Origin of the sequence: Pedobacter sp. KLB.chiD (assembly GCF_047040275.1) — a bacterium.
Taxonomy (GTDB): domain Bacteria; phylum Bacteroidota; class Bacteroidia; order Sphingobacteriales; family Sphingobacteriaceae; genus Pedobacter.
In genome coordinates, this window is the sequence record NZ_CP178207.1 from 4,198,075 (window position 1) to 4,221,093 (window position 23,019).

General features: G+C 39.0%; 25 protein-coding genes. 14 read left to right on the forward strand and 11 right to left on the reverse strand.

Features of this window, described 5'->3' with window-relative positions; translation table 11 throughout:
• Positions 1-356 precede the first annotated feature (356 nt).
• The 8 genes from pdhA to ACK1I8_RS17245 all read left to right on the forward strand — a co-directional run bounded on the left by pdhA (position 357) and on the right by ACK1I8_RS17245 (position 9,159).
• Entirely contained in the window at positions 357-1,352 is a 996-nt protein-coding gene (gene pdhA / locus ACK1I8_RS17210) for a pyruvate dehydrogenase (acetyl-transferring) E1 component subunit alpha (protein WP_293784173.1), read from the forward strand.
• A 30-nt stretch (positions 1,353-1,382) separates the two neighbouring features.
• Positions 1,383-3,050, forward strand: coding sequence for a 2-oxo acid dehydrogenase subunit E2 (locus tag ACK1I8_RS17215; protein ID WP_412466522.1), 1,668 nt, complete (start codon positions 1,383-1,385; stop codon positions 3,048-3,050).
• Between the two features lie 129 nt (positions 3,051-3,179).
• Positions 3,180-4,958, forward strand: a complete 1,779-nt coding sequence (locus ACK1I8_RS17220; RefSeq protein ID WP_412466523.1) for a DUF885 domain-containing protein — start codon at positions 3,180-3,182, stop codon at positions 4,956-4,958.
• A gap of 303 nt (positions 4,959-5,261) precedes the next feature.
• Positions 5,262-5,813 (forward strand): cupin domain-containing protein, encoded by a 552-nt coding sequence (locus tag ACK1I8_RS17225; RefSeq protein ID WP_412466524.1) that lies wholly within the window; start codon positions 5,262-5,264, stop codon positions 5,811-5,813.
• A gap of 68 nt (positions 5,814-5,881) precedes the next feature.
• Positions 5,882-7,111, forward strand: coding sequence for a serine hydrolase domain-containing protein (locus ACK1I8_RS17230; RefSeq protein ID WP_412466525.1), 1,230 nt, complete (start codon positions 5,882-5,884; stop codon positions 7,109-7,111).
• 4 nt (positions 7,112-7,115) lie between these two features.
• Positions 7,116-8,099 (forward strand): hypothetical protein, encoded by a 984-nt coding sequence (locus tag ACK1I8_RS17235; protein WP_412466526.1) that lies wholly within the window; start codon positions 7,116-7,118, stop codon positions 8,097-8,099.
• Between the two features lie 22 nt (positions 8,100-8,121).
• Positions 8,122-8,427: a YbaB/EbfC family nucleoid-associated protein gene (locus tag ACK1I8_RS17240; RefSeq protein WP_412466527.1), complete on the forward strand. Its 306-nt coding sequence runs from the start codon at positions 8,122-8,124 to the stop codon at positions 8,425-8,427.
• 54 nt (positions 8,428-8,481) lie between these two features.
• Positions 8,482-9,159, forward strand: coding sequence for a metal-dependent hydrolase (locus ACK1I8_RS17245; protein ID WP_412466528.1), 678 nt, complete (start codon positions 8,482-8,484; stop codon positions 9,157-9,159).
• A gap of 147 nt (positions 9,160-9,306) precedes the next feature.
• Here the strand turns inward: ACK1I8_RS17245 and ACK1I8_RS17250 are convergent, their stop codons facing one another.
• Complete coding sequence (locus ACK1I8_RS17250) at positions 9,307-9,648, reverse strand: hypothetical protein (RefSeq protein ID WP_412466529.1); 342 nt, start codon at positions 9,646-9,648, stop codon at positions 9,307-9,309.
• Positions 9,649-9,830: 182 nt separating this feature from the next.
• On the reverse strand, positions 9,831-12,635 hold the full coding sequence (gene polA, locus ACK1I8_RS17255) for a DNA polymerase I (RefSeq protein ID WP_412466530.1): 2,805 nt from the start codon (positions 12,633-12,635) through the stop codon (positions 9,831-9,833).
• 168 nt (positions 12,636-12,803) lie between these two features.
• On the opposite strand from polA, the gene ACK1I8_RS17260 reads away from it, so the two are divergent.
• From ACK1I8_RS17260 to ACK1I8_RS17270, 3 genes are all read left to right on the forward strand, one after another.
• Positions 12,804-13,112 (forward strand): hypothetical protein, encoded by a 309-nt coding sequence (locus ACK1I8_RS17260; RefSeq protein ID WP_412466531.1) that lies wholly within the window; start codon positions 12,804-12,806, stop codon positions 13,110-13,112.
• Between the two features lie 127 nt (positions 13,113-13,239).
• Complete coding sequence (locus tag ACK1I8_RS17265; protein ID WP_412466532.1) at positions 13,240-13,575, forward strand: hypothetical protein; 336 nt, start codon at positions 13,240-13,242, stop codon at positions 13,573-13,575.
• Between the two features lie 48 nt (positions 13,576-13,623).
• Positions 13,624-14,304 (forward strand): hypothetical protein, encoded by a 681-nt coding sequence (locus tag ACK1I8_RS17270; protein ID WP_412466533.1) that lies wholly within the window; start codon positions 13,624-13,626, stop codon positions 14,302-14,304.
• Between the two features lie 49 nt (positions 14,305-14,353).
• Here ACK1I8_RS17270 and ACK1I8_RS17275 read toward each other — a convergent pair whose 3' ends face one another.
• The 3 genes from ACK1I8_RS17275 to ACK1I8_RS17285 all read right to left on the reverse strand — a co-directional run bounded on the left by ACK1I8_RS17275 (position 14,354) and on the right by ACK1I8_RS17285 (position 15,816).
• The gene (locus ACK1I8_RS17275; protein ID WP_412466534.1) at positions 14,354-14,944 is read right to left on the reverse strand and encodes a DNA-3-methyladenine glycosylase I; all 591 of its coding nucleotides are present in this window, start codon (positions 14,942-14,944) and stop codon (positions 14,354-14,356) included.
• Between the two features lie 45 nt (positions 14,945-14,989).
• The gene (locus ACK1I8_RS17280; RefSeq protein ID WP_412466535.1) at positions 14,990-15,364 is read right to left on the reverse strand and encodes a four helix bundle protein; all 375 of its coding nucleotides are present in this window, start codon (positions 15,362-15,364) and stop codon (positions 14,990-14,992) included.
• A gap of 107 nt (positions 15,365-15,471) precedes the next feature.
• The gene (locus tag ACK1I8_RS17285) at positions 15,472-15,816 is read right to left on the reverse strand and encodes a carboxymuconolactone decarboxylase family protein (RefSeq protein ID WP_412466536.1); all 345 of its coding nucleotides are present in this window, start codon (positions 15,814-15,816) and stop codon (positions 15,472-15,474) included.
• 51 nt (positions 15,817-15,867) lie between these two features.
• Between ACK1I8_RS17285 and ACK1I8_RS17290 the strand changes: the two genes are divergently transcribed.
• Complete coding sequence (locus ACK1I8_RS17290) at positions 15,868-16,227, forward strand: hypothetical protein (protein WP_412466537.1); 360 nt, start codon at positions 15,868-15,870, stop codon at positions 16,225-16,227.
• On the opposite strand, the gene ACK1I8_RS17295 is transcribed toward ACK1I8_RS17290, so the two are convergent.
• Both ACK1I8_RS17295 and trmB read right to left on the reverse strand, forming a co-directional pair.
• On the reverse strand, positions 16,217-16,549 hold the full coding sequence (locus ACK1I8_RS17295; RefSeq protein WP_412466538.1) for an MGMT family protein: 333 nt from the start codon (positions 16,547-16,549) through the stop codon (positions 16,217-16,219). The genes ACK1I8_RS17290 and ACK1I8_RS17295 overlap by 11 nt on opposite strands.
• A complete protein-coding gene (gene trmB / locus ACK1I8_RS17300; protein WP_412466539.1) occupies positions 16,549-17,199 on the reverse strand; it encodes a tRNA (guanosine(46)-N7)-methyltransferase TrmB in 651 nt (216 codons plus the stop codon). Before trmB ends, ACK1I8_RS17295 begins: the two co-directional genes overlap by 1 nt.
• A gap of 113 nt (positions 17,200-17,312) precedes the next feature.
• Here trmB and fcl point away from each other — a divergent pair, with 113 nt between their 5' ends.
• On the forward strand, positions 17,313-18,239 hold the full coding sequence (gene fcl / locus ACK1I8_RS17305; RefSeq protein WP_412466540.1) for a GDP-L-fucose synthase: 927 nt from the start codon (positions 17,313-17,315) through the stop codon (positions 18,237-18,239).
• A gap of 50 nt (positions 18,240-18,289) precedes the next feature.
• Here the strand turns inward: fcl and ACK1I8_RS17310 are convergent, their stop codons facing one another.
• Entirely contained in the window at positions 18,290-19,417 is a 1,128-nt protein-coding gene (locus tag ACK1I8_RS17310) for a glycoside hydrolase family 130 protein (RefSeq protein WP_412466541.1), read from the reverse strand.
• 220 nt (positions 19,418-19,637) lie between these two features.
• On the opposite strand from ACK1I8_RS17310, the gene ACK1I8_RS17315 reads away from it, so the two are divergent.
• Positions 19,638-20,570: a LysR substrate-binding domain-containing protein gene (locus tag ACK1I8_RS17315; RefSeq protein ID WP_412469390.1), complete on the forward strand. Its 933-nt coding sequence runs from the start codon at positions 19,638-19,640 to the stop codon at positions 20,568-20,570.
• Positions 20,571-20,839: 269 nt separating this feature from the next.
• Here the strand turns inward: ACK1I8_RS17315 and ACK1I8_RS17320 are convergent, their stop codons facing one another.
• The 3 genes from ACK1I8_RS17320 to ACK1I8_RS17330 form a co-directional block, all read right to left on the reverse strand.
• Positions 20,840-21,301, reverse strand: coding sequence for a hypothetical protein (locus ACK1I8_RS17320; RefSeq protein ID WP_412466542.1), 462 nt, complete (start codon positions 21,299-21,301; stop codon positions 20,840-20,842).
• Between the two features lie 97 nt (positions 21,302-21,398).
• Positions 21,399-22,007 (reverse strand): superoxide dismutase, encoded by a 609-nt coding sequence (locus tag ACK1I8_RS17325; protein WP_412466543.1) that lies wholly within the window; start codon positions 22,005-22,007, stop codon positions 21,399-21,401.
• Positions 22,008-22,396: 389 nt separating this feature from the next.
• A complete protein-coding gene (locus ACK1I8_RS17330; protein ID WP_412466544.1) occupies positions 22,397-22,864 on the reverse strand; it encodes a nucleoside deaminase in 468 nt (155 codons plus the stop codon).
• Positions 22,865-23,019 lie beyond the last annotated feature (155 nt).

Genomic DNA, 23,019 nt, shown 5'->3' on the forward strand with positions numbered 1-23,019 from the left:
TTTATCCACCGGTTCCGATTAAAATTTTCGGAGAAAAATGCCTGCTTTTTCTAAAATGCCTGATCTTAAATTCTTCTGTTAATCATAAAAATCCCTTATTTTTAAATTATGGATATAAGCATATATACAGAATTAAATTTCAGAATAAATTGATTCCATATTATGATAAAGGGATTTGATTTAATTATAAAAAATCGATATTAAATCAATATTAATGACAGGACTTTACATTTAATTGTAAAACAACTGTTAAATCTGATTATAACCCTAATAGTATGACGTTTTTACATTAAAAAGTGTCAAAAATTGCAATAAAAAAATTAGATTTGCTGTCGCAAAAAAACAAATACCCTAAAATGAGTGCAGTAGAAATAAATAAAGATACCTGGTTAAAGTGGTTCGAGTCGATGTTGCTGATGCGCAAATTCGAAGAAAAAACTGGCCAGTTATACGGACAACAAAAAATACGTGGCTTTTGTCATTTATACATTGGACAAGAAGCTGTAGTTGCAGGTGCAATATCTGCGATGCAAAAAGGTGATTCCATGATTACAACTTACCGTGATCATGCTCATGCCTTAGCTTTAGGAGTTAGTGCTGATAGTATTATGGCAGAAATGTACGGTAAAGCTACAGGTTGCTCTAAAGGTAAAGGTGGTTCAATGCACATGTTCAGTAAAGAACATAACTTCTACGGTGGCCATGCGATTGTTGGCGGTCAGATTCCATTGGGTGCCGGCGTTGCTTTTGCAGAAAAATATAAAGGAACTGATAATGTAAACATTTGCTACATGGGCGATGGTGCTGTGCGCCAGGGTGCATTAAACGAAACCTTTAACATGGCTATGCTTTGGAAATTGCCTGTTATTTTTGTTTGCGAAAACAATGGTTATGCCATGGGTACCTCAGTACAACGTACCACTAACATGACCGATATTTATAAAATAGGTTTAGGTTTCGATATGCCATGTGCACCAGTTGACGGTATGGATCCGGTTGCGGTACACAATGCTATGGACGAAGCCATCCAACGTGCGCGTAAAGGAGAAGGACCTACTTTCTTAGAAATGAGAACTTACCGCTACCGTGGTCACTCCATGTCAGATCCTGCAAAATACCGTACTAAAGAAGAATTAGAAGATTATAAAGCTAAAGATCCTGTTGAATTAGCCAGAGAAACTATTTTGAAAGAAAAATATGCAGATCAGGCCTGGATTGAAGAAGTAGAAGCTAAAGTAAAAGGAATTGTAGATCAGGCAGTAAAATTTGCTGAAGAATCTCCTTGGCCTGATGCATCTGAATTATACAAAGATGTATATATGCAGGAGGACTATCCTTACGTAATGGATTAATATTAATAAGATTTCAATTAATTAGATATAATGGCTGATGTAATTAAAATGCCCAAAATGAGCGACACCATGACCGAAGGGGTTTTGGCGAAGTGGCATAAAAAAGTGGGCGATAAAGTGAAAAGCGGCGATGTTTTGGCAGAAGTAGAAACTGACAAGGCAACAATGGATATGGAATCTTATTGGGATGGTACCCTTTTATACGTTGGTGTAGAAGAAGGCCAGGCTGTTCCCGTTGATGCCATCATGGCCGTTATCGGTAAAGAAGGCGAAGATTATAAAGCGGCTTTAGAAGCAGAAAAGTCAGGAAATCAGGAGTCGGCAAGTCCGAAAACTGAAAGCAAAGACGATGCTCCGAAAGCAGAAGATAAAAAAGAAGAAGCTGCCCCTGCTCAAGGCGGAGGCTTAAGTGAAGAAGAACTGGCGGCTAAAGGCGTTACCGTTATCCGCATGCCTTTATTGAGCGATACCATGACCGAAGGCGTAATTGCCGAATGGCATAAAAAAGTTGGTGATAAAGTTAAGGATGACGATGTACTTGCTGATGTAGAAACCGATAAGGCTACTATGGAAGTAATGGGGTATGCAACCGGAACTTTATTGCATATTGGTGTAGAAAAAGGCCAGGCAGCCAAAGTAAACGGAATTATCGCTATTGTTGGTCCTGAAGGGACTGACGTAAGCGGAATTTTGGCCGGTGGCTCAGCTCCTGCTCCTAAAGCTGAAAGCGAAGCTCCAAAAGAAGAAAAACAAGCTGCAAGTGCTGATGCCAGTGCGTCTGCTCCTGTTGCAGAAAATACTTCAGATAGCCGTGTAAAAGCTTCTCCTTTAGCTAAAAAAATAGCTAAAGATAAAGGCATTGATTTATCGCAGGTTTCGGGTAGCGCAGAAGGCGGCCGTATCATTAAAAAAGATATCGAAAACTTTAAGCCTTCAGCGGCTCCTGCAAAAGCAGAAACAAGTGCAGCTCCATCTGCTGAGAAGGCAGCACCGGTAATCCCGACTTATGTTGGCGAGGAAAAATATACCGAAAAACCAATATCGCAGATGCGCAAGGTGATTGCAAAACGTTTAGGCGAAAGTTTATTCACTGCACCACATTTCTACTTAACCATCAGTATTGATATGGACAACGCCATGACTGCACGTACTGCAATCAATGCCGTTGCTCCGGTTAAAGTTTCTTTCAATGACATCGTAATCAAAGCAGTTGCTGTTGCCTTAAAACAGCATCCTGCTGTTAACTCATCATGGGGTGGCGATAAAATCAGATTTAACGAACATACCAACATTGGTGTAGCCATGGCAGTTGAAGATGGTTTATTGGTACCGGTTGTGCGTTTCGCTGATGGCAAATCTTTATCCCACATTTCCGCTGAAGTAAAAGAATATGGTGCTAAAGCAAAAGCCAAGAAATTACAGCCAGCAGATTGGGAAGGCTCTACCTTTACTGTTTCAAACTTAGGTATGTTCGGTATTGATGAGTTTACATCCATTATCAACTCTCCTGATGGTGCAATTTTATCAGTAGGTGCGATCCAACAGGTACCTGTGGTTAAAAATGGCGCCGTTGTTCCTGGTAATGTAATGAAATTGACTTTAGGTTGCGATCACCGTGTGGTTGATGGTGCAACCGGAGCAGCTTTCTTACAAACCTTAAAAGGTTTATTAGAAGAGCCGATCAGGTTATTAGCATAATCGATTTTCAGTTCACACTGACTATATATTAAAAGCCATCCTGAAAAGGGTGGCTTTTTTGCATTTAAGACTTTAGTAAATAGTGGCTTAATTTCCTATTTTTGAACAAAGACCAAAAATCCAAACTAAATGAAAAAGATATATCTTTTTGCTGCCTGCATTGCTGCAATGCTTTCCTGTAAGCAACAAAATAGTCCTGATAATGGCGCAGCAAACAAAGCCTTCGCGGCACTTTGTGAGCAATATTATCAGGATGGATTAAAAATAAGCCCTTTAAGTGCCACCTATATTGGAGACGAGCGTTATAACGATCTGCTGGCAAACGATGGGTCGCAAGCGTATTTAAAAGCGTTTAAAAGTTACAATCAGCGTTATCTGGATAGCTTGGGTAAATATGACCGGGAAGGCCTTGACGCAAATGATAAATTATCTTACGACTACCTGAAAGATCAACTGGAAATTAACCTGGAAGGATTAAAATACCATTCCGAATATCTCCCATTTAACCAGATGTTTGCATTACCCTTAACGATGGGGCAATTGGGTTCGGGTACAGGGGCACAACCTTTTAAAACAGTAAAAAATTACGAAGATTGGTTAAAACGGGTTGATGCATTTTCGGTGTGGGCCGATACGGCCATCGGAAATTTTAAAAAGGGTGCCGCCGCAGGGATTGTATTGCCAAAAGCACTGGTGATAAAAATGATCCCTCAGATGCGAAGTATGGTGGTGGCCAAACCTGAAGAAAGCTTGTTCTACGGCCCGGTTAAGTTAATGCCTAAAAGTTTTTCTGCATCAGATAGAGAAAAATTGACCGCCGCCTATCGCAGTTCGATCATTAATGTCATCATTCCTACTTATCAGAAACTAGGTGATTACCTGCAAAGGGAATACCTGCCAAAAAGTCGCACGACTTCAGGTTATGCTGCTATGCCTGGCGGATTGGCCTGGTACACTTACCTGGTAAAGCAACAAACTACCACTAATAAGACGCCCGAAGAGATCTATCAGACCGGCTTAAAAGAGGTTGCCCGGATAAAAGGGCAGATGGACAGCATCAAAAATCTGGTAGGTTTTAAAGGCGATTTAAAAGCTTTTTTCGAATACATGAAAACGGATAAAAAGTTCATGCCATTTAAAACAGCGCAAGAAGTGCTGGCTGCTTTTGAAAATATCCACCAACGAATGAAACCGAATTTGAAAAAGATGTTTGAGGTTGAACCTAAAACCCCTTTCGAAATCCGACAAACAGAAGCATTCAGGGCTGCATCAGCCAGTGCTGAATATAATCAGGGTTCGGCAGACGGATCACGTCCGGGGATATTTTATGTACCTATTTTAGACGCGGAAACATTTAACACCACTTCGGGTATGGAATCGCTGTTTCTTCATGAAGCCATTCCAGGCCACCACTACCAGATTTCGTTAACGCAAGAGAATAAGTCGTTACCAAATTTTCGCCGTTTTGGGGGGCATAATGCCTATGTAGAAGGTTGGGCACTTTATTGCGAATCGCTGGGAAAAGAATTAGGGCTTTATCAGGATCCTTATCAGCATATGGGCGCATTGGGTGATGAAATGCATAGGGCCATCCGTTTGGTAGTAGACGTAGCCATACATACCAAAAACATGAGCAGGGAGGAAGCTATCAAATACATGACAGATCATGAGGCCATCAGCACCGAAGGTGCCACTGCAGAAATTGAACGGTATATGGGTATCCCTGCACAAGCTTTAGGCTACAAAACCGGTGCAATGAAAATAAGAGAATTGAGGGCTAAATATGAAAAAGAATTAGGTCCGAAGTTTAAGTTGGCAGCCTTTCATACGGCGGTTTTAAAAGATGGATCATTACCTTTATCTGTTTTTGAAACTAAAATGGATGCATGGGCTGCAAGCCAAAAGTAATTTATCCTTTATCTGTACGTAAAGATGTTTCCTGCTGATTCCGCAAAGAACACTGATAAAACTAGTTAACTCGACAATTTTCTTAGTAATCTGTGACCTAAAAAGTTATGAAAGTCCATTCACTTTTCTCCATATGGATTGAGATATTAACTAAACATATTATACTGTCTGTAATTATCAATTATAAATTCACTTTAAAGAAAAGAAAATAGCTCTGCCGCTGTCTTTAAATCTGCGGGATAAAAACCTGATATCTTTAAACCCTTTGCCAATTCTTTTGTTAATCATTAAAACACCCAAATCATGGACAAAGAAAAATTGATACAAGAGGCTAATCTGGTTGCGCATAAAATAGAAGAGAACGGTAATTTCCCGAACAATCCCAATTTGCCATTGATGATATATAAAGGTACGTTCAGGTTGCACCCCAACGATACGGAAGAGGTGATTAAAAAGGTTTTTGCCCAAAACGGTTATACCAACGCCTGGATTGATGGCATTTTCGATTATCACCATTATCATAGCAATACTCACGAAGTAATGGGGGTATTTTGTGGTAAAGCCGATGTACAATTTGGTGGCGAACATGGTGTTTGCATAGAATTGGATAAGGGCGATGTAGTAATTATTCCTGCAGGTGTAGCCCATAAAAAACTGAACTCAACCGATGACTTTACTGTTGTTGGCGCCTATCCGAATGGCTCAGATTACGACATTAAATATGGCAAGGCCGAAGAGCGTCCGGAAGCAGATGAAACCATTGCCAGGGTGAAAAACCCAGACAGCGATCCTGTTTATGGAAGCAAAGGCCATTTATTTGAATGCTGGTATGGTCAAAATTGCGAAAATGTGTAAAACTCTTTCGTTTTAACCGTCTAAAATTCTTTAATTTTCGGGTTTTAAATACACTATCCCCAGTATAAATGAATTTTCGATATATATGTTCAGCATTAGCCCTCTCCGCAACTTTACTAACTGCCTGCTCAGGCAAAAAATCTGAAGAGAAAAAGGAAGCCGATAAAAAAGTCCGTACCAAAGAAGACGACAAGGCGGATAGCCTCTTATTGGTTTTTAATCCGCAAAAAGGCGACAAATGGATTGCTGATTTTGTAGATAACCTGCATAAAAAATACGGATTTAACGGAAATATGCTGGTAGCAAAAGATGGAAAAATTCTTTATGAAAAAGCGATCGGCTGGGCCGATTACCTCCACCGAGATAGTTTAAAGATCAATTCGGAGTTCGAACTGGCTTCCATTACCAAAACATTTACTGGCACAGCAATTATGCAGCTGGTAGAAGCGGGAAAACTCTCGTTAAATGATAATGTAAAAAAGTTTTTCCCCAATTTCCCTTATGATGGCATTACGGTAAAGCTATTGCTTTCGCATCGAAGCGGTATGATGAACTACGTTTATTTTATTGATGATATCTGGCGTAAAGAAAAACGCAACATGAAAAAAGGCGTGACCAACCAGGAAGTAATGAACGTTATTGCCGAGCGTAAGCCTAATCCGTATACCAAACCCGATAACCGATTTCATTACAATAACTCGAATTTTATGGTATTAGGTGCCATTATTGAGAAGGTTACCGGACAGCGTTATTCTCAATATATGATGGAACATGTGTTTAAACCAGCCGGATTAAAGCATACACACGTATATAGCACAACGGAATATGAAAAAATCCCGGTTGATGTAGTTGGCCACGACCGTACCTGGCGCTATTCTGTAGCACAGAACTTTTTGGATGGGCCGGTTGGAGATAAGGGCATTTATAGTACAATACATGATTTGGTATTATTTGATAAATATTTAAAAAATGGTAGATTATTGACTAAAAAGAGTCTCGATTCTGCCTATTTAGGCCGCAATAAGCCAGTAAATGGCCATTTTAACTATGGTTATGGCTGGCGAATGTTTGATGGCGAGAATATGGACAAGGTAGTATACCATACGGGTTGGTGGCATGGTTTCCGCCATATTTACGTAAGAGACTTAAGCAAAAATATTATCGTTATATTTTTAGGCAACTTAACAAATGGCAGTTTGATGCATTTAGATGATCTTTACAGGCATTTGAATATGCCAATTATACGTAAAGGTGCATATCATGGCAACGGCAGTTTGCCTGGCTCGGATGAAGATTAAATTTATGGCGAAAACAAAATGGATAATCGGACCAGATACATTAACCATCTATCCTAAAGGAAATTTAAGGATTATCGGCATTATTTTTTTTGTATTTTTTGCAGCATTCATTTTCTTTTTATCGAAATCAATGGAACGTTATTCCACGGGTTTTACCAACGGATATTATGGCATCTTGTTACTGATCCCTTTAATGCTGATCTTTGTTGCAGAAACAAAAGTACTTTTTTATGGGAGCAGCAGGGTTTTATATAAAAGGATTGCATTTTTACCAATTGGGTCAATTCCTTTTGATGATATTGCTTCAGTAGAACCATATGAAATATCAGGAAGTGGCTTTAATTATAAATTGTTTAGAAACAGTAACCGGCATGGCAGAGGCTTATCGGTTTCGGCAGGATATAGCAAAGCTACTGAGGCTAACCTGATCGCTTTTCAGCAGGAAGTATTGCCAAAAATCGATGAACTGGTGTTCGCTAACGCACCCATAATCCCTAAACAGACCATTTACGATTTTAGATTTTTCAAAGAGGAGGGCGATGTTTACCTGTTGCGCGATAATAAGATAGGAAGTTTTATTGTTGGATTGATTTTCATCGGTGCTACAGTTACCATATTGTTTAGTCCCGACTTTTTATCAACAGAAGGATCCTTTCAAAAAATACTGATCACTTATTTTCCGGCTTTGATCGGCTTGGCGCTTCTTTTCGCAGCAAGCTCCAATATCCGCTTTGATAAAAACCAAAGTAAGATTATCCGCTCAACCTTTGCCGGCCGTTTTAAAAAGGAATATTCTTTTGATGACCTGATCCGCTTTCAGGTGATCCGTAAAACCACCAACTTTATTTATTCGGGTACCGAAGTTAGGGCAGAGATTTTTGTGCCTGCCAAAAACAAAACAATCACTTTAAACCTTAAAAGCTTTATAGGCACTAAAAAGATTGAGCGCTTCCTTGATGAGGCCAATACGATTTTAGGCCGAATTTAGTTTTATTATAAAAAAAACGATTATGTTCGATAAATTATTTGCGGCGCAACAAAAAGCCGAAGAAATTAAAAAACGCCTGGATACGATATCGGTATACGGCGAAGTTGAAAATGGAGCCATCAAAATTACTGCAACGGCAAACAAAACCATTACCGGGGTTGCTATTGATGAAGAATTTTTAAAAGGCGCTGATAAAGAAGAATTGGAAGAACTGTTGCTAACGGCTATCAATAAAGCAATGGCAAGTGCCGAGCAGGTTAGTGCAGCTGAAATGCAGGCATCGGCACAAGATATGCTGGGCGGCCTGGGCGGCATGTTCGGCCAATAATATATCATCAAAATTAATCTTGATACTTAAGTCAACCTACCTGATACTAAAATCATGAAATATACTTATTACGGCCAATCCTGTTTCCTGTTGGAAACAACTGGTAAAAAACTTTTATTCGACCCTTTTATATCGCACAATCCATTGGCGAAAAACATCGATATTAAAGCGATTGAAGCTGATTACATTCTGGTGAGCCATGGCCATGCCGACCACGTAGCAGACCTGGTTGAGTTGGCTAAACAAACTCAGGCTACTATTGTTGCGATGCCGGAAATTATTGATTGGGTTTCGAAACATGGCGTGGAGAAAGTACACGGAATGAATTTCGGTAAATTCACTTTCGATTGGGGAACTGTACGTATGGTACCTGCCACACATTCATCTGGCCTGCCTGATGGAAGTTATGGCGGAAATCCTGCCGGTTTTGTGCTTGAGGTAGATGGCAAACAAATTTATTTTGCAGGTGACACCGGTTTAACCATCGAGATGAAAGTTTTAGCCGATATTTACAACCTGGATTATGCCATCTTACCCATTGGAGGAAATTATACGATGGATGTTGATGATGCCTTGATTGCAACAAAATATTTCGACTGCGACAAGGTAATCGGCGTGCATTATAATACTTTCCCGGTGATCGAAATTGATACCCAGACTGCCCTGGATAAATTTGCGCGCGAAAAGAAAACTTTATTATTGCCAGCGATTGGTGAAACGATAAGTTTATAGTTTCACCAATTCGTCCTTGCGAGAAGGCTTTTTCAGCCGACGAAGCAAGGGCGAGCTTTTTTATTGAAGTACGTTTCTCTGGTGCCATCAAAACAAAAAAGGGCCTCCAATCTTCATTGGAGACCCTTTCAAATTATAAACCTGAACCTAATTCTTCTTAGCGGCAGCTTTGTTTGCTTTATAACGCATATCAGCTGTACCGTCTTTTTTAGTTGGGCCGGCAACTTTAGTTACTGCTTTTGCTTTATTTTCTTTAAAACGCATATCTGGCGTACCATCTGCTTTTAGTTTAGCAGCGGTAGTAGTCGTTTTAGTTTCTACTTTTTTAGCCTCTTGTTTTGCGCCTGCTTTAACAGGTGCTGTTGTTGTTTTAACTTCTTTTTTTACAACGGTTTTAGCTTTAGCCGGAGTGGCTGTTGCTGGTGTTTGAGCAAATGCTGTTGTTAAACCAAATGCTGCAATTGCGATTAAACTCAATAACTTTTTCATAATTTTTAGATTTTTTTTAATTGTTATGAAGCTTCTTCGTTTCACTCCGAGGTTTCATAATTTCTGATTTTTGTTTTACTCGTTCATTTTGTTGATATAAAATTCCTGAATCGATATGAAGTTTTAATGAAGATAACGAACATTTTGATTTAAGATAGGCTACGCCCATTTGATTATCAATTTTAATGTGCAGCCAGCCAGTTTTCTCCCTCGCCAATTTCTACTACAATTGGCACGGTTAACTTGATGGCATTAGCCATTTTATCCTGTATAATTGCTTTCATTACTTCTTTTTCTGATTTTAGCACATCAAAAACCAACTCGTCATGCACCTGCATAGTCATGGTTGATTTCAAATTCTGTGCTTTCATCTCTTTATGGATATTGATCATGGCGATCTTGATCATATCGGCCGCAGAACCCTGTATAGGTGCGTTGATGGCATTTCGTTCAGCAAAACCCCTTACGGTTTGGTTAGCCGAATTAATGTCTCTTAAATAACGTCTTCTCCCCATTATGGTTTCTACGTATCCATTCTCCCGTGCAAAATTCATGGTGTCGCTCATATAACGTTTAATACCAGGATATTGTGCAAAATACTGTTCAATAATTTCTGCTGCTTCTTTACGCGGAATACCCAGGTTCTGCGATAAACCAAAGGCAGATTGACCGTAGATGATCCCAAAGTTTACCGCTTTGGCATTTCTGCGTTGTGTTCCATCCACTTCCTCAATACCTACGCCATATACTTTTGCTGCAGTTGCGGTATGGATATCAATCCCTTTGCTGAAAGCGTCAAGCATGTTCTCTTCTTTGCTTATCTCCGCAATAATGCGCAATTCTATCTGTGAATAATCAGCAGATAATAATATGTGGTTTTCATCTCTTGCAATGAAAGCTTTACGTACTTCTCTTCCCCGCTCGGTACGGATTGGTATATTCTGTAAATTAGGATTATTGGAACTCAATCTTCCTGTTGCAGCAACAGCCTGATTATAAGAGGTATGCACTCTTCCTGTTTTAGGGTTAACCATCAATGGTAATGCATCCACATAGGTTGATTTAAGTTTCTGTAATTGACGGAAATCTAAAATATCCTGTACAATATCACTTTTACCGGCCAGTGCCATTAAAATATCTTCTCCGGTTTGGTACTGACCGGTTTTTGTTTTTTTGGCTTTCGGATCCAGCTGAAGTTTATCAAATAAAACCTCTCCCAATTGTTTTGGTGATGCCAGGTTAAATTTAATTCCGGCTTTGTCATATACATTTTGTTCGAATTTGATAATTTCAGTCTCCAGCTCTTTGGAATAAGCCTGTAAGGTTTCAATATCAATCCGAACGCCTTCCTTCTCTATATCTGCCAATACATAAACCAAAGGATTTTCAATTTCTTCGGCAAGTTTGGCTGCATTTAATTCTTTTAATTTGGGTTCAAAGAGATGTGCCAACTGCAAAGTTACATCGGCATCTTCAGCCGCATAATCTACCACATCTACCACAGGAACATCACGCATGGTAAGCTGGTTTTTACCTTTTGCCCCAATTAGTTTGGTAATGGAGATAGGTGAGTAACCAAGATAGTTTTCCGATAGCACGTCCATTCCATGGCGGGTATCAGGATCAATTAGGTAATGCGCCAGCATGGTATCGAAAAGCTTTCCTTTTACTTCTACACCATACCATTTTAATACCAGGATATCGTATTTGGTATTCTGACCGATTTTCTCAATAGCTTCATTTTCCAGTACCGTTCTAAACTCATCAACAATTATCTGCGCCTCTGCTCTGTCCGCAGGAACGGGAATATAATAACCTGTTCCAGGCTTAATGGAGAATGATAAACCTACCAGATCGGCCATGTTAGCATCGGTGCCAGTCGTTTCGGTGTCAAAAGAGATCCGTTTTTCAGCCAGCAATAATTTAATCAGGTCGGCACGTTGTTCGGCAGAATCAACCAATTGATAATTGTGTTCTGTATTTTCAATGGTTTTAGCGGGTAATTTTTCTGCCGGTTCTTCTTCCAATGTATTGGTATACTGGATGGCTTCTCCTGAATGGTTGCCAAACAAATCGGTTTGAGTACCTTCCTGGAAGCGAGCTGTGGTTACCGAGAATTCATCACCGAACACCCTGCGCCCTAAAGTCCTGAATTCCAACTCGGTAAATAATGGCTCCAACAAATCGCGGCTAGGATCGCAAAGTTCCAAACTGGCTTCGTCCAGTTCAACCGGAACGTCTAATAGGATAGTAGCCAGTTTTTTCGAGATTAATCCCTGTTCTGCAAAATTTTCGACGTTTTCGCGTTGCTTTCCTTTTAGCTCATGGGAGTTTGCAATGATATTCTCCATAGAACCGTATTGCTTGATCAGGGCTTTTGCGGTTTTCTCTCCAATCCCGGGAATACCTGGAATATTATCTACGGCATCGCCCCATAACCCTAAAATATCAATTACCTGTAATACGTTTTCGACCTCCCATTTAGCCAATACTTCCTTTACACCCAATATTTCCATATCGTTGCCCATACGGGCCGGTTTATAAATAAAAATATTTTCAGAAACCAGTTGTGCAAAGTCTTTGTCAGGCGTCATACAATAAACCTGATAACCCTTTTGTTCTGCTTTTTTAGCCAGCGTACCTATAATATCGTCGGCTTCGTAACCATCAGAAGTAATTACCGGAATATTAAAACCGGTAATCAGCTTAATCACATAAGGCATTGCTGCAGCCAGATCTTCAGGCATGGCCTGGCGGTGCGCTTTATAACTTTCAAAAGAAGTATGTCTTTCAGTAGGTGCATCCGTATCAAAAACCACTGCAATGTGTGTAGGTTTTTCTTTCTTCAAAACATCCAATAAGGTATTGGTAAAGCCCATTACAGCGGATGTATTAATGCCTGTTGAGGTAAAACGCGGATTTTTACTGAGCGCAAAGTGCGCCCTGTACATTAGCGCCATACCATCGAGGAGAAAGAGTTTTTTCATATTATGATTTCACTGATTAAATGATTACACCGATAGCCCATTTAAATGTACTAACCGGATGATAAAAGTAAAGAAAGTTAATCATATCGCTAAAATGCTTTATCAACAAAAAAAATAAATTAATTTATTGAATTCTTTAACTTTCATCATCATTAAATAAAACGCGCTATGAAAATATTTTGTACATTAATCTTTTGCTTGATTACAGGATGGGTTAAAGCTCAGCTTCCATCTGATACTTTGGTTAACTATATTACTTTTGAAAACATGAAAGGTAATGATGACGGCTATGGTGCATCGATAGACCGACCAATTGGTACCGGTGCATTTAAAAATTTAGCGAATAAAAGTTATCTGGGTATGAGAATGGCCAAACTGGAAAATTCTTACCGCTGGCCGGATGGATCAAAGATCAATTTTAACAGAAGAAAGACTGAACATTCAGCTACAGGGATTGTAGATCGATATACTTTATAAATCCTGATTCAAAAGACACCGTATTTCTTTTTTTGTTGATCCCTATAAATTAGATTCTGCTTTCTTTGTACCTAAAGGGCTGATTGCACTTAACAAAGAGATTTTAGCAAGGGAAATTACTAAACAATTGAAAGCCATTGAGGATATTAATTCAGCGAAAGATGCCTTTGAAACAAAACAGGACAGTCTAAACAAAGTTGCCAACTATATCGCTTCTTATGCTGGTCTGGTTAATTTTGTTGACCGGGAAAATTTAGCCAAAGTCATGACGGATACGCAGGCCTTTCCAGAAATAAAAGAATATCTATTTAAGATTTACATCATTAATAAATTTTATGCAATGGGTAAAAACATCGGTGGCACTAAAGCCTATGCCTTAAACAAAATGAAAGAATCATTTAACAGCTTTCAAAGGGAACATCCAAATGTAGAAACGGGCAACATCAAAATTAATCTGAATTAGTAAGATTTGAAATTTAGTTCCGTTATTTGTGGAAAGCCAGTCGATTATATGAAATTCTTGTTTTCTATCTTTCTTTTCTCATTTACTTTAACTAAGCTCTTTGCACAGGATTTTATCGTTAAAAACAATGATGATGTTATCCGTGGAACGATAAAAGGCACGGATTATTTTTCTGTTTTTATCAGTGCCAATGATGAAGCCGATGTGATTTTACCAGCAAAGGATGTTAAAAATTTCTTCTGGAACGGGGATAGCTTCGTGAGCAAAGGGTTTGCCAATGGCCGTAATTTCGAATATCGTTTTGTAAAGGTAATCGAAATGGGGACAGTTAATCTTTACTCTTTTGGTGGAGGGACACTCGTGCCGCAGGCGAAAGAGAAAAAGGTAAAATTCAGGCCGTCAATTGGTATTGGAACAGGAACCGGTGGTTTTGGCGGTATGGGCATGGGGGGTGGCATTAGTATCGGCGGCGGACGAAACTCATTTCCCGAAAGACCGGCAGGAGCGCCTGTTGTTCGCTATTTTATTGAGAAACCGGGTGCAGGGCCTTTACAGGAAGTGCCGATGAGAGCGATAACTGAAGAGGCTAAAAAGACGGAAGTTAAAAATATCCTGTTACAAAAGATTGGGGATCAGCCCGCTTTAAAAGCCAAAGTTGAAGCCGGAACAGATTTTAACAGCAGAGATGTTATTGAATGGGTAAAAGAATATAATTCGACGAAGAAATAGTGCCAGGATTACAATAGATTTTAAAATTGCAAGATCATTTTTTCATAGATTACCTTGCGCAGCAGTTTATTAAATGATCATTCACCATACCTGTCGCCTGCATAAATGCATAGCAGATGGTAGTACCAAAAAACTTGAAGCCACGTTTTTTCATGTTTTTACTGATTTGGTCGGACAGTTCTGTTCTTGCCGGAACATCGCTCATTGTCTCAACCTGGTTGATAATGGGCTTGCCTTCTGGAATAAAACCCCATATGTATTTAGAAAAGTGCCCAAATTCTTCCTGGATTTCCATAAACAATTTAGCATTTGTAATGGCACCATTCACTTTTAGGCGGTTACGGATAATGCCTTCATCATTCATCAATCGTTCTACATCTTTCTCTGTAAAAGCAGCAACCTTTTTCACATCAAAATCAGCAAAGGCCTTACGATAGTTTTCCCGTCTTCTCAGAATGGTAATCCAGCTTAAACCAGCTTGCGCACCCTCGAGGATTAAAAATTCAAACAAGATTTGATCATCATAAACAGGTTTTCCCCATTCTTCATCGTGGTATTTAATGTAAATCGGATCGGAACCAGCCCAGGAACAGCGGGTTATTAAGTTTCGAGTTTGGGGTTGGGAGTTTGGAGTTGGCATAGAAGTAAGGTTAAAGTTGGGAGCTCGAGTTGCGAAGGCAAGGCATTAAGAGAGTTTGATTAGAAACTTTTCCGGGTTATTCATCATATACACCAACAATTTTGCTACCTCTTCTGCCTGGTTATTTAACATACTAAATTCGTCAGTAGAGATGTAATTACAGGCTAAAGCAAATTCTAACCACGTTTGAGTTTCACCATTTTCGGTATCTGCATCGGAGAGTTTGCTTACGAAATGATTTGGGTATTTTCTTTTTCTGTAAGCCTCTGCTAAATTTGCACAAACACTTCTTGAACATCTCCTGATTTGATCTGTTAAGCTGTATTTTTCTTCTGATGGAAATCTCTTAGAAATCTGAAATATCTCCATTGATAGCTTAAATCCCTTCTGATATGCCAGCAAATCCTTAATTGTTCCCATAACTAAATATAAAAACATTAAACTAAATTTTCTAACCAGTTTAACTGATGCTCCTGACTCCCAAATCCAATGTGGGACTGGTTCAAGGACTCTCAACTCCAAACTCCCTACTCCGAACTTAGTTCATCCCAATACTCAACAGCTCTCCGGTAATGCGGAATAACGATGCTACCACCAACAAGATTGGCGATCATGAAAATTTCGTTCATTTCATCATGGTTTACACCAGCATCGAAACATTTGCCAAGGTGGTATTTGATGCAATCATCACAACGCAAAACCATAGAGGCCACCAGGCCCAACATTTCTTTCGTCTTAACATCCAAAGCCCCATCAGCATAAGAGGTAGTATCGAGCGCAAAAAAACGTTTGATATTCGTATTTGCCGTTTCCATAATCCTATCGTTCATTTTTTCACGATAGTTATTAAATTCTTCTACAAGCTTTCCCATATTATAAAATCTTTTTTAACTGTTATTTGTTAAGGCTATAAACATTTGATTATGAAAATAATATCTCCAAAATTCCATGCGGTTTTAGATTACCTGTTAATAATGCTCTTATTGGCTTCTCCCGATATCTTTGGTCTTTCTAAAACAGCTTCAACACTGACTTATGTATTGGGTATCGTTCATTTCTTATTAACGATAATGACTAATTTTAGTGGAGGTATTTTTAAAATCATCCCGCTCAAACTTCACGGTATTATCGAGTTTTTCGTTAGTGCTATTCTCATTATTTTAGCATTTACACTTTTTAAAGGGAATTTAACAGACGAAATTTTCTTTGCCTGCTTTGGCTTATTGATTTTAATTATTTTTGCCCTTACTGATTATAAACGAGGTTTACCGGTTATATTGTAATTTCTTCCATAGGATTCCAAAATACCTTTTTAAAGTTCAGCACCCTGTCGTTCTTCACTTCAACACCTTCTTCTTTCAACAGCTCTTCCATTAGCTCCGGTGGCTTAAAATGAAATTTTCCGGTAAGCAGGCCACTACTATTTACTACCCGGTGTGCAGGCACCCGGGGATGGGCTGTTCCGGCATAAAGCATGGCATGCCCCACCATTCTGGATGATTTTGCTGCACCTAAACATTTTGCGATAGCGCCATAAGAAGTAACCCTCCCTTTCGGAATTAACCGGGCAATCTCATAAACCTGTTCGTAAAAGTTGGTGTTCATTATTCAAAAGAAAATTGAATATAATTAATATTTTTATCGTGTAGCAGGTATTTTTTCTCGTAATAAGTTTTGATCGACAATACCTCATCAACCAAATCTGAAGTATACAAATGATCGGTATTTTTATGTATAGGTAAATTCAATTCTGCAACTTTTTCGCAAGTGTAAGCATACAACTGATCGTTATCTGTTTTCAGATTAACTTTACCTCCGGGTTTTAAAACCAATTTGTACCTGTTCAGAAATGCCGGAAATGTCAAACGTTTTTTCTCACGGCTATCTTGTGGCTGCGGGTCAGGAAAGGTAATCCAGATTTCGTCAATCTCTCCTTCATTAAAGTAGTCCAATATGTTTTCGATCTGGATCCTTAAAAAAGCAACATTATCAATCCCATCTTCAATAGCCGTTTTGGCTCCGCGCCAAATGCGGTTACCTTTATAATCCACCCCAATAAAATTTTTCTCGGGGAAAAGCCTGGCCAGATTTACCGAATATTCACCTTTTCCACATGCCAGTTCCAGCACAATGGGATTTGTATTTTTAAAATGTGCAGAAGCCCAATTCCCCTTTAAAGCTTTCCCTTGTTCTAATTGATATACGTTCGCAAATGTTTCTATTTCAGCAAAACGCCTAAGTTTATCTTTACCCAAAAGTTTTTTTTCTGCAAAAATACAATTAAATCAATAACCGGCGTTTCTTTTGCCTCAAAGATTAATGGCAATCTTATTTAGGAATCGTATTTTTGTAACCTATAAAAATTACCGTGGAAAAAAAAGCGAAAATATATGTTGCAGGCCATCGTGGTATGGTAGGTTCAGCCATTTACCGTAAACTGCAAAAAGAAGGTCACGAAAATATTATTACCAGAACTTCAGCAGAGCTCGATCTGCGCAACCAACAGTTGGTTACTGATTTTTTTGCGAAAGAAAAACCGGATTATGTTTTCCTTGCGGCAGCAAAGGTTGGTGGTATTGTAGCTAACAACCTTTATAGAGCCGATTTTCTCTATGAAAATTTAGCGATACAAAATAACGTAATCCACCAAGCGTATGTAAATGGCGTTAAAAAACTCATGTTTTTAGGCTCGAGCTGCATTTACCCTAAAATGGCTCCGCAGCCCTTAAAAGAAGATTACCTTTTAACAGGCACTTTAGAGCACACTAACGAGCCTTATGCCATTGCCAAAATTGCAGGGATTAAAATGTGCGATGCCTATCGCGATCAATACGGCTGTAATTTTATCTCCGTAATGCCAACCAATTTATATGGCTATAATGATAATTACCATCCTCAAAATTCGCATGTTTTACCTGCTTTGATCCGTAAGGTGCATGAGGCAAAAGTAAACAACGAAAAAGAAGTTGTGGTTTGGGGTTCTGGCTCACCCATGCGCGAATTTTTATTTGCCGACGATTTAGCAGATGCCTGTTATTTTTTGATGCAAAATTACAATGAGCCAAACCTGATTAATATTGGAACCGGATATGATCTAACCATCAAAGACCTGGCTTTATTAATCGCAGCTGTTTTGGGCTTTAAAGGAGAACTGGTATTCGATACCACTAAACCTGATGGCACACCACGTAAGTTGATGGATGTAAGTAAACTTCATCGTTTGGGCTGGAAACATAAAATTGAGCTTAAAGAAGGGATCGCCCTGGCTTATCAGGATTTTGAAAGCAGGTATTAACTAAATTTTTACAAGGGCCTGTAGTATACTGCACCCTTGCATTTAGTGCCTTATTTTTTGGAAGCGGGATCATAAATGGCCACAGCTACACGGCTATCTGCACAGCCATAATATAAAAACCATTTCTTCTTAAAATAAACCAACCCTTCGATAAAAACGGTTCCCGAAGGGTATTGTCCGCTTTTCTCGAAAGGAGCTGTAGGCACGAAAAAAGGTTTATCCAACCGCGCGATCACTTTAGAGGGATGTTTGAGATCAAAAAGAACCTGTCCGGCAGAATAAGTATGGGCAACATAATTGGTATCTCTTTCAGCATCACCCCTGTTTTTACCGTTATATAAAACTAAAATACCTTTATCTGTAACAATTGCCGGCGGACCGCATTCTGTTAAATCGCTATCAAAATAGTGTTTCCTGGGCTTCACAATCATATCCAGTTCATTCTTCCCGTTTAATGCAGGCTCCCAGTTAATCAGATCTGTTGAAGTGGCAATGTTCATAAAACGTTCGCCCCAGTACATCATGTATTTACCGTTTATTTTGGCAATGATCTGCTTTCCGTTTTCTAATTTAGTAACAATTGAACCAGATTTACATTTGAGATCCTTAAATTTACCATTATAGGCTTTACTAAAGGCAGGGCCATGTTTGGTCCAGTGTTTCAAATCTTTGGAAGTAGCTACCGCAAGGCGGAATATATTTCGGTTCCATTGCGTATAGAACATGACATATAGGCCCTCTGCAGTAACCGCAATGCGTGGGTCTTCGCAACCACCCGGCCATTCATTTGCTTTCTGCTCATCTTCATCCGGGTAGAAAACCGGCTCAGGACTACGTTTCATACGAATGCCATCACTGCTTTCCGCAATTCCCAACCTGGATGTCCGCATACCTATGCCAGTACCAGAACGGTCTTCACTGCGATATAACACATAAATCTTATTTTGATGAACAGCGGCAGCAGGATTAAAGACATCGCCGGCCTCCCAGGCTATTTTTTTCCTGATAATAGGATCCGTGAAAATGCTCTCTGTTTTTGGCGAAATAATGGGATTTACATTTTCTGGTCGTACAAATGGGCCGAGTGTCCACTCCGGAAGTTTATTCTGTGCATCCACCGTAATGGCTAGCGGAAGAAAAACTACAAAAAAGAATAAGCGTAAAATGGTTCTGTTCATAAAACTAAAATACTAATTAATCTGCTAAGCTGGTGATCGTATAATCACCCTAAGTTAAATTACTCAGATTAAAATAGCTGTTCAACCTTTTGTTTAAATGAATCATTTTAACGGAAATTTCATGGTTCAAACCATTCAGATTTAATTATATTACAAGGCCAAAGCATTTATATTATAGGTAAAATTGATATATTTGATGCTATTAATCAATTTTACCTATATGACTCTAGTTCAGCTCGAATATATCGTCGCAGTAGATACCTATAGAAGTTTCGTAACTGCTGCCGAAAAGTGTTTTGTAACCCAGCCTACCTTAAGTATGCAGGTACAAAAACTGGAAGAATTAATCAGCGTTAAAATTTTCGACAGGAGCAAACAACCTGTAAGTCCGACAGAAATTGGTACGCAGATTATTGCACAGGCCAGAATTATCTTACAGGAAAGTGGAAAAATCAAAGAGCTGATCAGCAGTCAGCAGCAAGATGTACTGGGCGAACTGAAAATTGGGGTGATTCCTACTATTGCACCATATTTATTACCAGAGGTTATCTCGGCTATGCTGGAGAAATACCCTGAACTAAAACTTTTAATCTGGGAATATACCACAGAAGACATTATTCATCACCTAAAAACCGGTGTGCTGGATTGCGGTATTTTAGCTACGCCACTTACCGATCCGAACATTAATGAAACGCCACTGTATTACGAAAACTTTGTCAGTTACATCAGTAAAAACAGCAAGCTGTACAAAAAGAAAGCGCTGGATGCCGAAGATCTGCACGATGAAAATATCTGGCTTTTAAATGAAGGTCATTGTATGCGAAATCAGGTACTAAATATTTGCCGTTCTACCAAAAACAACAGGTTACAGGGACTTGAATATAATACAGGCAGCGTAGAAACCCTGGTACGCATGGTTGATTTAAATGGAGGCGCAACACTATTGCCCGAACTCGCCGTAGCAGAATTAAATGCAAAGCAGACTACTAGAATACGTCATTTCAAATCACCTGAACCAGTACGTGAAATCAGCCTGGTTACCCATAAGAACTTCATTAAAAAACGAATGCTGAATGCCTTAAAAGAGGAGATTTTAGAGATCATTCCAAAAGGCATGAAGCAAAAAAAGAAAAAGGATATTGTGGGGATTTAATTTCGAACTTAATCCGCGATCGTCATTTCGAGCGGAGTGCAACGTAGCCGAGAAATCTGCCTAGATAGATCTCTCCCCGCCTGTACGGGCAGGCATTTCGCTACGCTTCAGTCGAGATGACGACTCTTTACAGGATTGATTCTGTGATTGATTGATTTCGTAGCATTCTAACTTAATTCCCTATCCTTATCCACATGCTCCGCCAGTTTATAACTTTGAGCTTCAGGATTTTTATATTCTAAAAAGATCAGAATGATTAATAAAAAATACTACTGATTTTGTTTTTCTACCGGAGGTGCGGATAACAGCCCTTTAATATCACTTTCCACTTCTTCCTCTTCGCCTTTTTTCTTTTTCTTGTTTTTAGCTTTTAATCCTTTGCCACTTAAACGCTCCTCCACAATTTTATCATATTCGGTTTGTTGCTCTGGCCTTAAAACATTGCGGATATTTTTTGAAGTTTCGTTCTGAAGTTTATAAAATTTATCTACATCCTCCTCGCGCGAGTTACCGGCCTGTTGCCTTTTAATTAATTCGGCTTGTTCTTTTGCCTGGTTATAGGTATAGCTATAGATTACGCTTTTTTGCGTACCATTCAGTTTTAATCGTTTCTCCAGGTCATCTACATTCTTTTGTGCAATTTCCGCTGGGGTAGGTATTTTATTTTGTTGTGCACGCACCATTACATTCACACCAACAATAACTAAAAATAAAATTACAAGCCTTTTCATTCTGAATATTTTATATGCGAAGTTACTTAATTATCTTAAAACAAGAAAGTCCCGATCTGCACCGGGACTTTCTATTAAATTTTTATAGAATGTGAGCTTACAAAGCTTTTTTATAAAGTTCAGCAACTGCATCCCAGTTAATTACATTCCAGATTGCTGCTAAATAATCAGGGCGTTTGTTCTGATATTTTAAATAATATGCGTGTTCCCAAACATCAATACCCAAAATTGGTGTTCCTTTTACTTCAGCAACATCCATTAAAGGATTATCCTGGTTTGGTGTAGAGGAAACCTGAAGTTTTTTATCTGCACCAACAGATAACCAGGCCCAGCCAGAACCAAAACGGGTAGCGCCAGCTTCCTGTAATTTAGTTTTAAGCTCAGCAAACGAACCAAAAGTTTCATTAATTGCTTTAGCTAAATCGCCAGTTGGCTCACCACCTTTGTTCGGACCTAAAATATTCCAGAATAATGAGTGATTATAGTGTCCACCGCCGTTGTTTCTAACAGCAGCAGGGAATTTTGAAATGTTTTTTACAATTTCCTCGATGTTTGAATTCGCCTCCGGCTTACCTTCTAACGCTTTGTTCAAGTTGGTAACGTAAGCCTGGTGGTGTTTATCATGGTGAATTTCCATGGTAGTTTTATCAATATGCGGTTCTAATGCATCGGTTGCGTAATGTAACGCAGGTAATTCAAAAGCCATAATGTTTATGTTTAAAGATTTAAAAATGTTTCCGTAGCAAATATAACATTACAACATTAAGATTTGTTCATGTTATTATCATCAAATCATTTTCTGGGTTAATGTTGTCATGTTGAAGGCTTTAATATGACAAGGTTTTGAGAAAAATTACCATCGTCCAGATTCGCAATAGGAATGTATGATAAAGGCGATTGTATCGCCATTTAATCACATTAGAATGCAGGCCCCACTACGTTTTAATAATCAACAAAATAATAGTCATTACATAACACAAAAAAATGGTTAATAGTTGATGGCTCACAGTGAATAGCTTAATTTATATATTCGGTTTATTAGATGAACCGCTCACCATTAACTATTTACCGTTAACCAGTTATAAAACTGGCAAGCTATCTTTTCTTCGCAAAGAAATCCTTCATCAGCGTGCCGCATTCTTCGGCCATTACACCTCCTTTTAGCACAGTTTTAGGGTGCAGCAGTTGCGTATTTTTGGAGATAAAACCTCTTTTTTCTTCTCTGGCACCATATACAATGCGGCCAATCTGTGTCCAATAACTTGCACCGGCACACATCACACAGGGCTCAATAGTTACATATAAAGTACAATCTCTTAAATATTTTGCTCCAATGGTTTGCGCAGCAGAAGTGAAAGCCTGCATTTCGGCATGTGCAGTTACATCGTTAAAGCGTTCGGTTAGATTATAACCACGGCCAATAATCCTGTTTTTACTTACCACAATGGCACCTATCGGAATCTCATCTTCAGCCAAAGCTTTTTTTGCCTCTTCCAAAGCTAATTTCATGTAATGAATGTCTTCTTCCTCTGGATCGGTATTTTCGAAGTTGTAAAAACTCATGCAGCAAATATAGGGTAATAATGGCCAAAAAAACCTTCCCAAATTTTGGTGGCCATGGACCTGGTAAATTGCTGAAGTCTAAGCTAAAAAATTTGGTTAGGTTTTGGAGCGCAATGTTACTGCCTCTTGGTTGCTTTAGTCCTGCTTTCCGTTTC

What these genes read in the sequence shown, in the direction of transcription:
- ACK1I8_RS17250 (WP_412466529.1), bottom strand. Translation starts at nt 9,648, where the DNA reads ATGAAAAAGTTATTGAGTTTAATCGCAATTGCAGCATTTGGTTTAACA.
- ACK1I8_RS17330 (WP_412466544.1), bottom strand. Translation starts at nt 22,864, where the DNA reads ATGAGTTTTTACAACTTCGAAAATACCGATCCAGAGGAAGAAGACATT.
- polA (WP_412466530.1), bottom strand. Translation starts at nt 12,635, where the DNA reads ATGAAAAAACTCTTTCTCCTCGATGGTATGGCGCTAATGTACAGGGCG.
- ACK1I8_RS17295 (WP_412466538.1), bottom strand. Translation starts at nt 16,549, where the DNA reads ATGAACACCAACTTTTACGAACAGGTTTATGAGATTGCCCGGTTAATT.
- ACK1I8_RS17235 (WP_412466526.1), top strand. Translation starts at nt 7,116, where the DNA reads ATGGCGAAAACAAAATGGATAATCGGACCAGATACATTAACCATCTAT.
- ACK1I8_RS17310 (WP_412466541.1), bottom strand. Translation starts at nt 19,417, where the DNA reads ATGAACAGAACCATTTTACGCTTATTCTTTTTTGTAGTTTTTCTTCCG.
- ACK1I8_RS17225 (WP_412466524.1), top strand. Translation starts at nt 5,262, where the DNA reads ATGGACAAAGAAAAATTGATACAAGAGGCTAATCTGGTTGCGCATAAA.
- ACK1I8_RS17240 (WP_412466527.1), top strand. Translation starts at nt 8,122, where the DNA reads ATGTTCGATAAATTATTTGCGGCGCAACAAAAAGCCGAAGAAATTAAA.
- ACK1I8_RS17245 (WP_412466528.1), top strand. Translation starts at nt 8,482, where the DNA reads ATGAAATATACTTATTACGGCCAATCCTGTTTCCTGTTGGAAACAACT.
- pdhA (WP_293784173.1), top strand. Translation starts at nt 357, where the DNA reads ATGAGTGCAGTAGAAATAAATAAAGATACCTGGTTAAAGTGGTTCGAG.
- ACK1I8_RS17315 (WP_412469390.1), top strand. Translation starts at nt 19,638, where the DNA reads ATGACTCTAGTTCAGCTCGAATATATCGTCGCAGTAGATACCTATAGA.
- ACK1I8_RS17325 (WP_412466543.1), bottom strand. Translation starts at nt 22,007, where the DNA reads ATGGCTTTTGAATTACCTGCGTTACATTACGCAACCGATGCATTAGAA.
- ACK1I8_RS17230 (WP_412466525.1), top strand. Translation starts at nt 5,882, where the DNA reads ATGAATTTTCGATATATATGTTCAGCATTAGCCCTCTCCGCAACTTTA.
- ACK1I8_RS17290 (WP_412466537.1), top strand. Translation starts at nt 15,868, where the DNA reads ATGAAAATAATATCTCCAAAATTCCATGCGGTTTTAGATTACCTGTTA.
- ACK1I8_RS17275 (WP_412466534.1), bottom strand. Translation starts at nt 14,944, where the DNA reads ATGCCAACTCCAAACTCCCAACCCCAAACTCGAAACTTAATAACCCGC.
- ACK1I8_RS17220 (WP_412466523.1), top strand. Translation starts at nt 3,180, where the DNA reads ATGAAAAAGATATATCTTTTTGCTGCCTGCATTGCTGCAATGCTTTCC.
- ACK1I8_RS17260 (WP_412466531.1), top strand. Translation starts at nt 12,804, where the DNA reads ATGAAAATATTTTGTACATTAATCTTTTGCTTGATTACAGGATGGGTT.
- ACK1I8_RS17270 (WP_412466533.1), top strand. Translation starts at nt 13,624, where the DNA reads ATGAAATTCTTGTTTTCTATCTTTCTTTTCTCATTTACTTTAACTAAG.
- ACK1I8_RS17285 (WP_412466536.1), bottom strand. Translation starts at nt 15,816, where the DNA reads ATGGGAAAGCTTGTAGAAGAATTTAATAACTATCGTGAAAAAATGAAC.
- ACK1I8_RS17320 (WP_412466542.1), bottom strand. Translation starts at nt 21,301, where the DNA reads ATGAAAAGGCTTGTAATTTTATTTTTAGTTATTGTTGGTGTGAATGTA.
- ACK1I8_RS17280 (WP_412466535.1), bottom strand. Translation starts at nt 15,364, where the DNA reads ATGGGAACAATTAAGGATTTGCTGGCATATCAGAAGGGATTTAAGCTA.
- ACK1I8_RS17215 (WP_412466522.1), top strand. Translation starts at nt 1,383, where the DNA reads ATGGCTGATGTAATTAAAATGCCCAAAATGAGCGACACCATGACCGAA.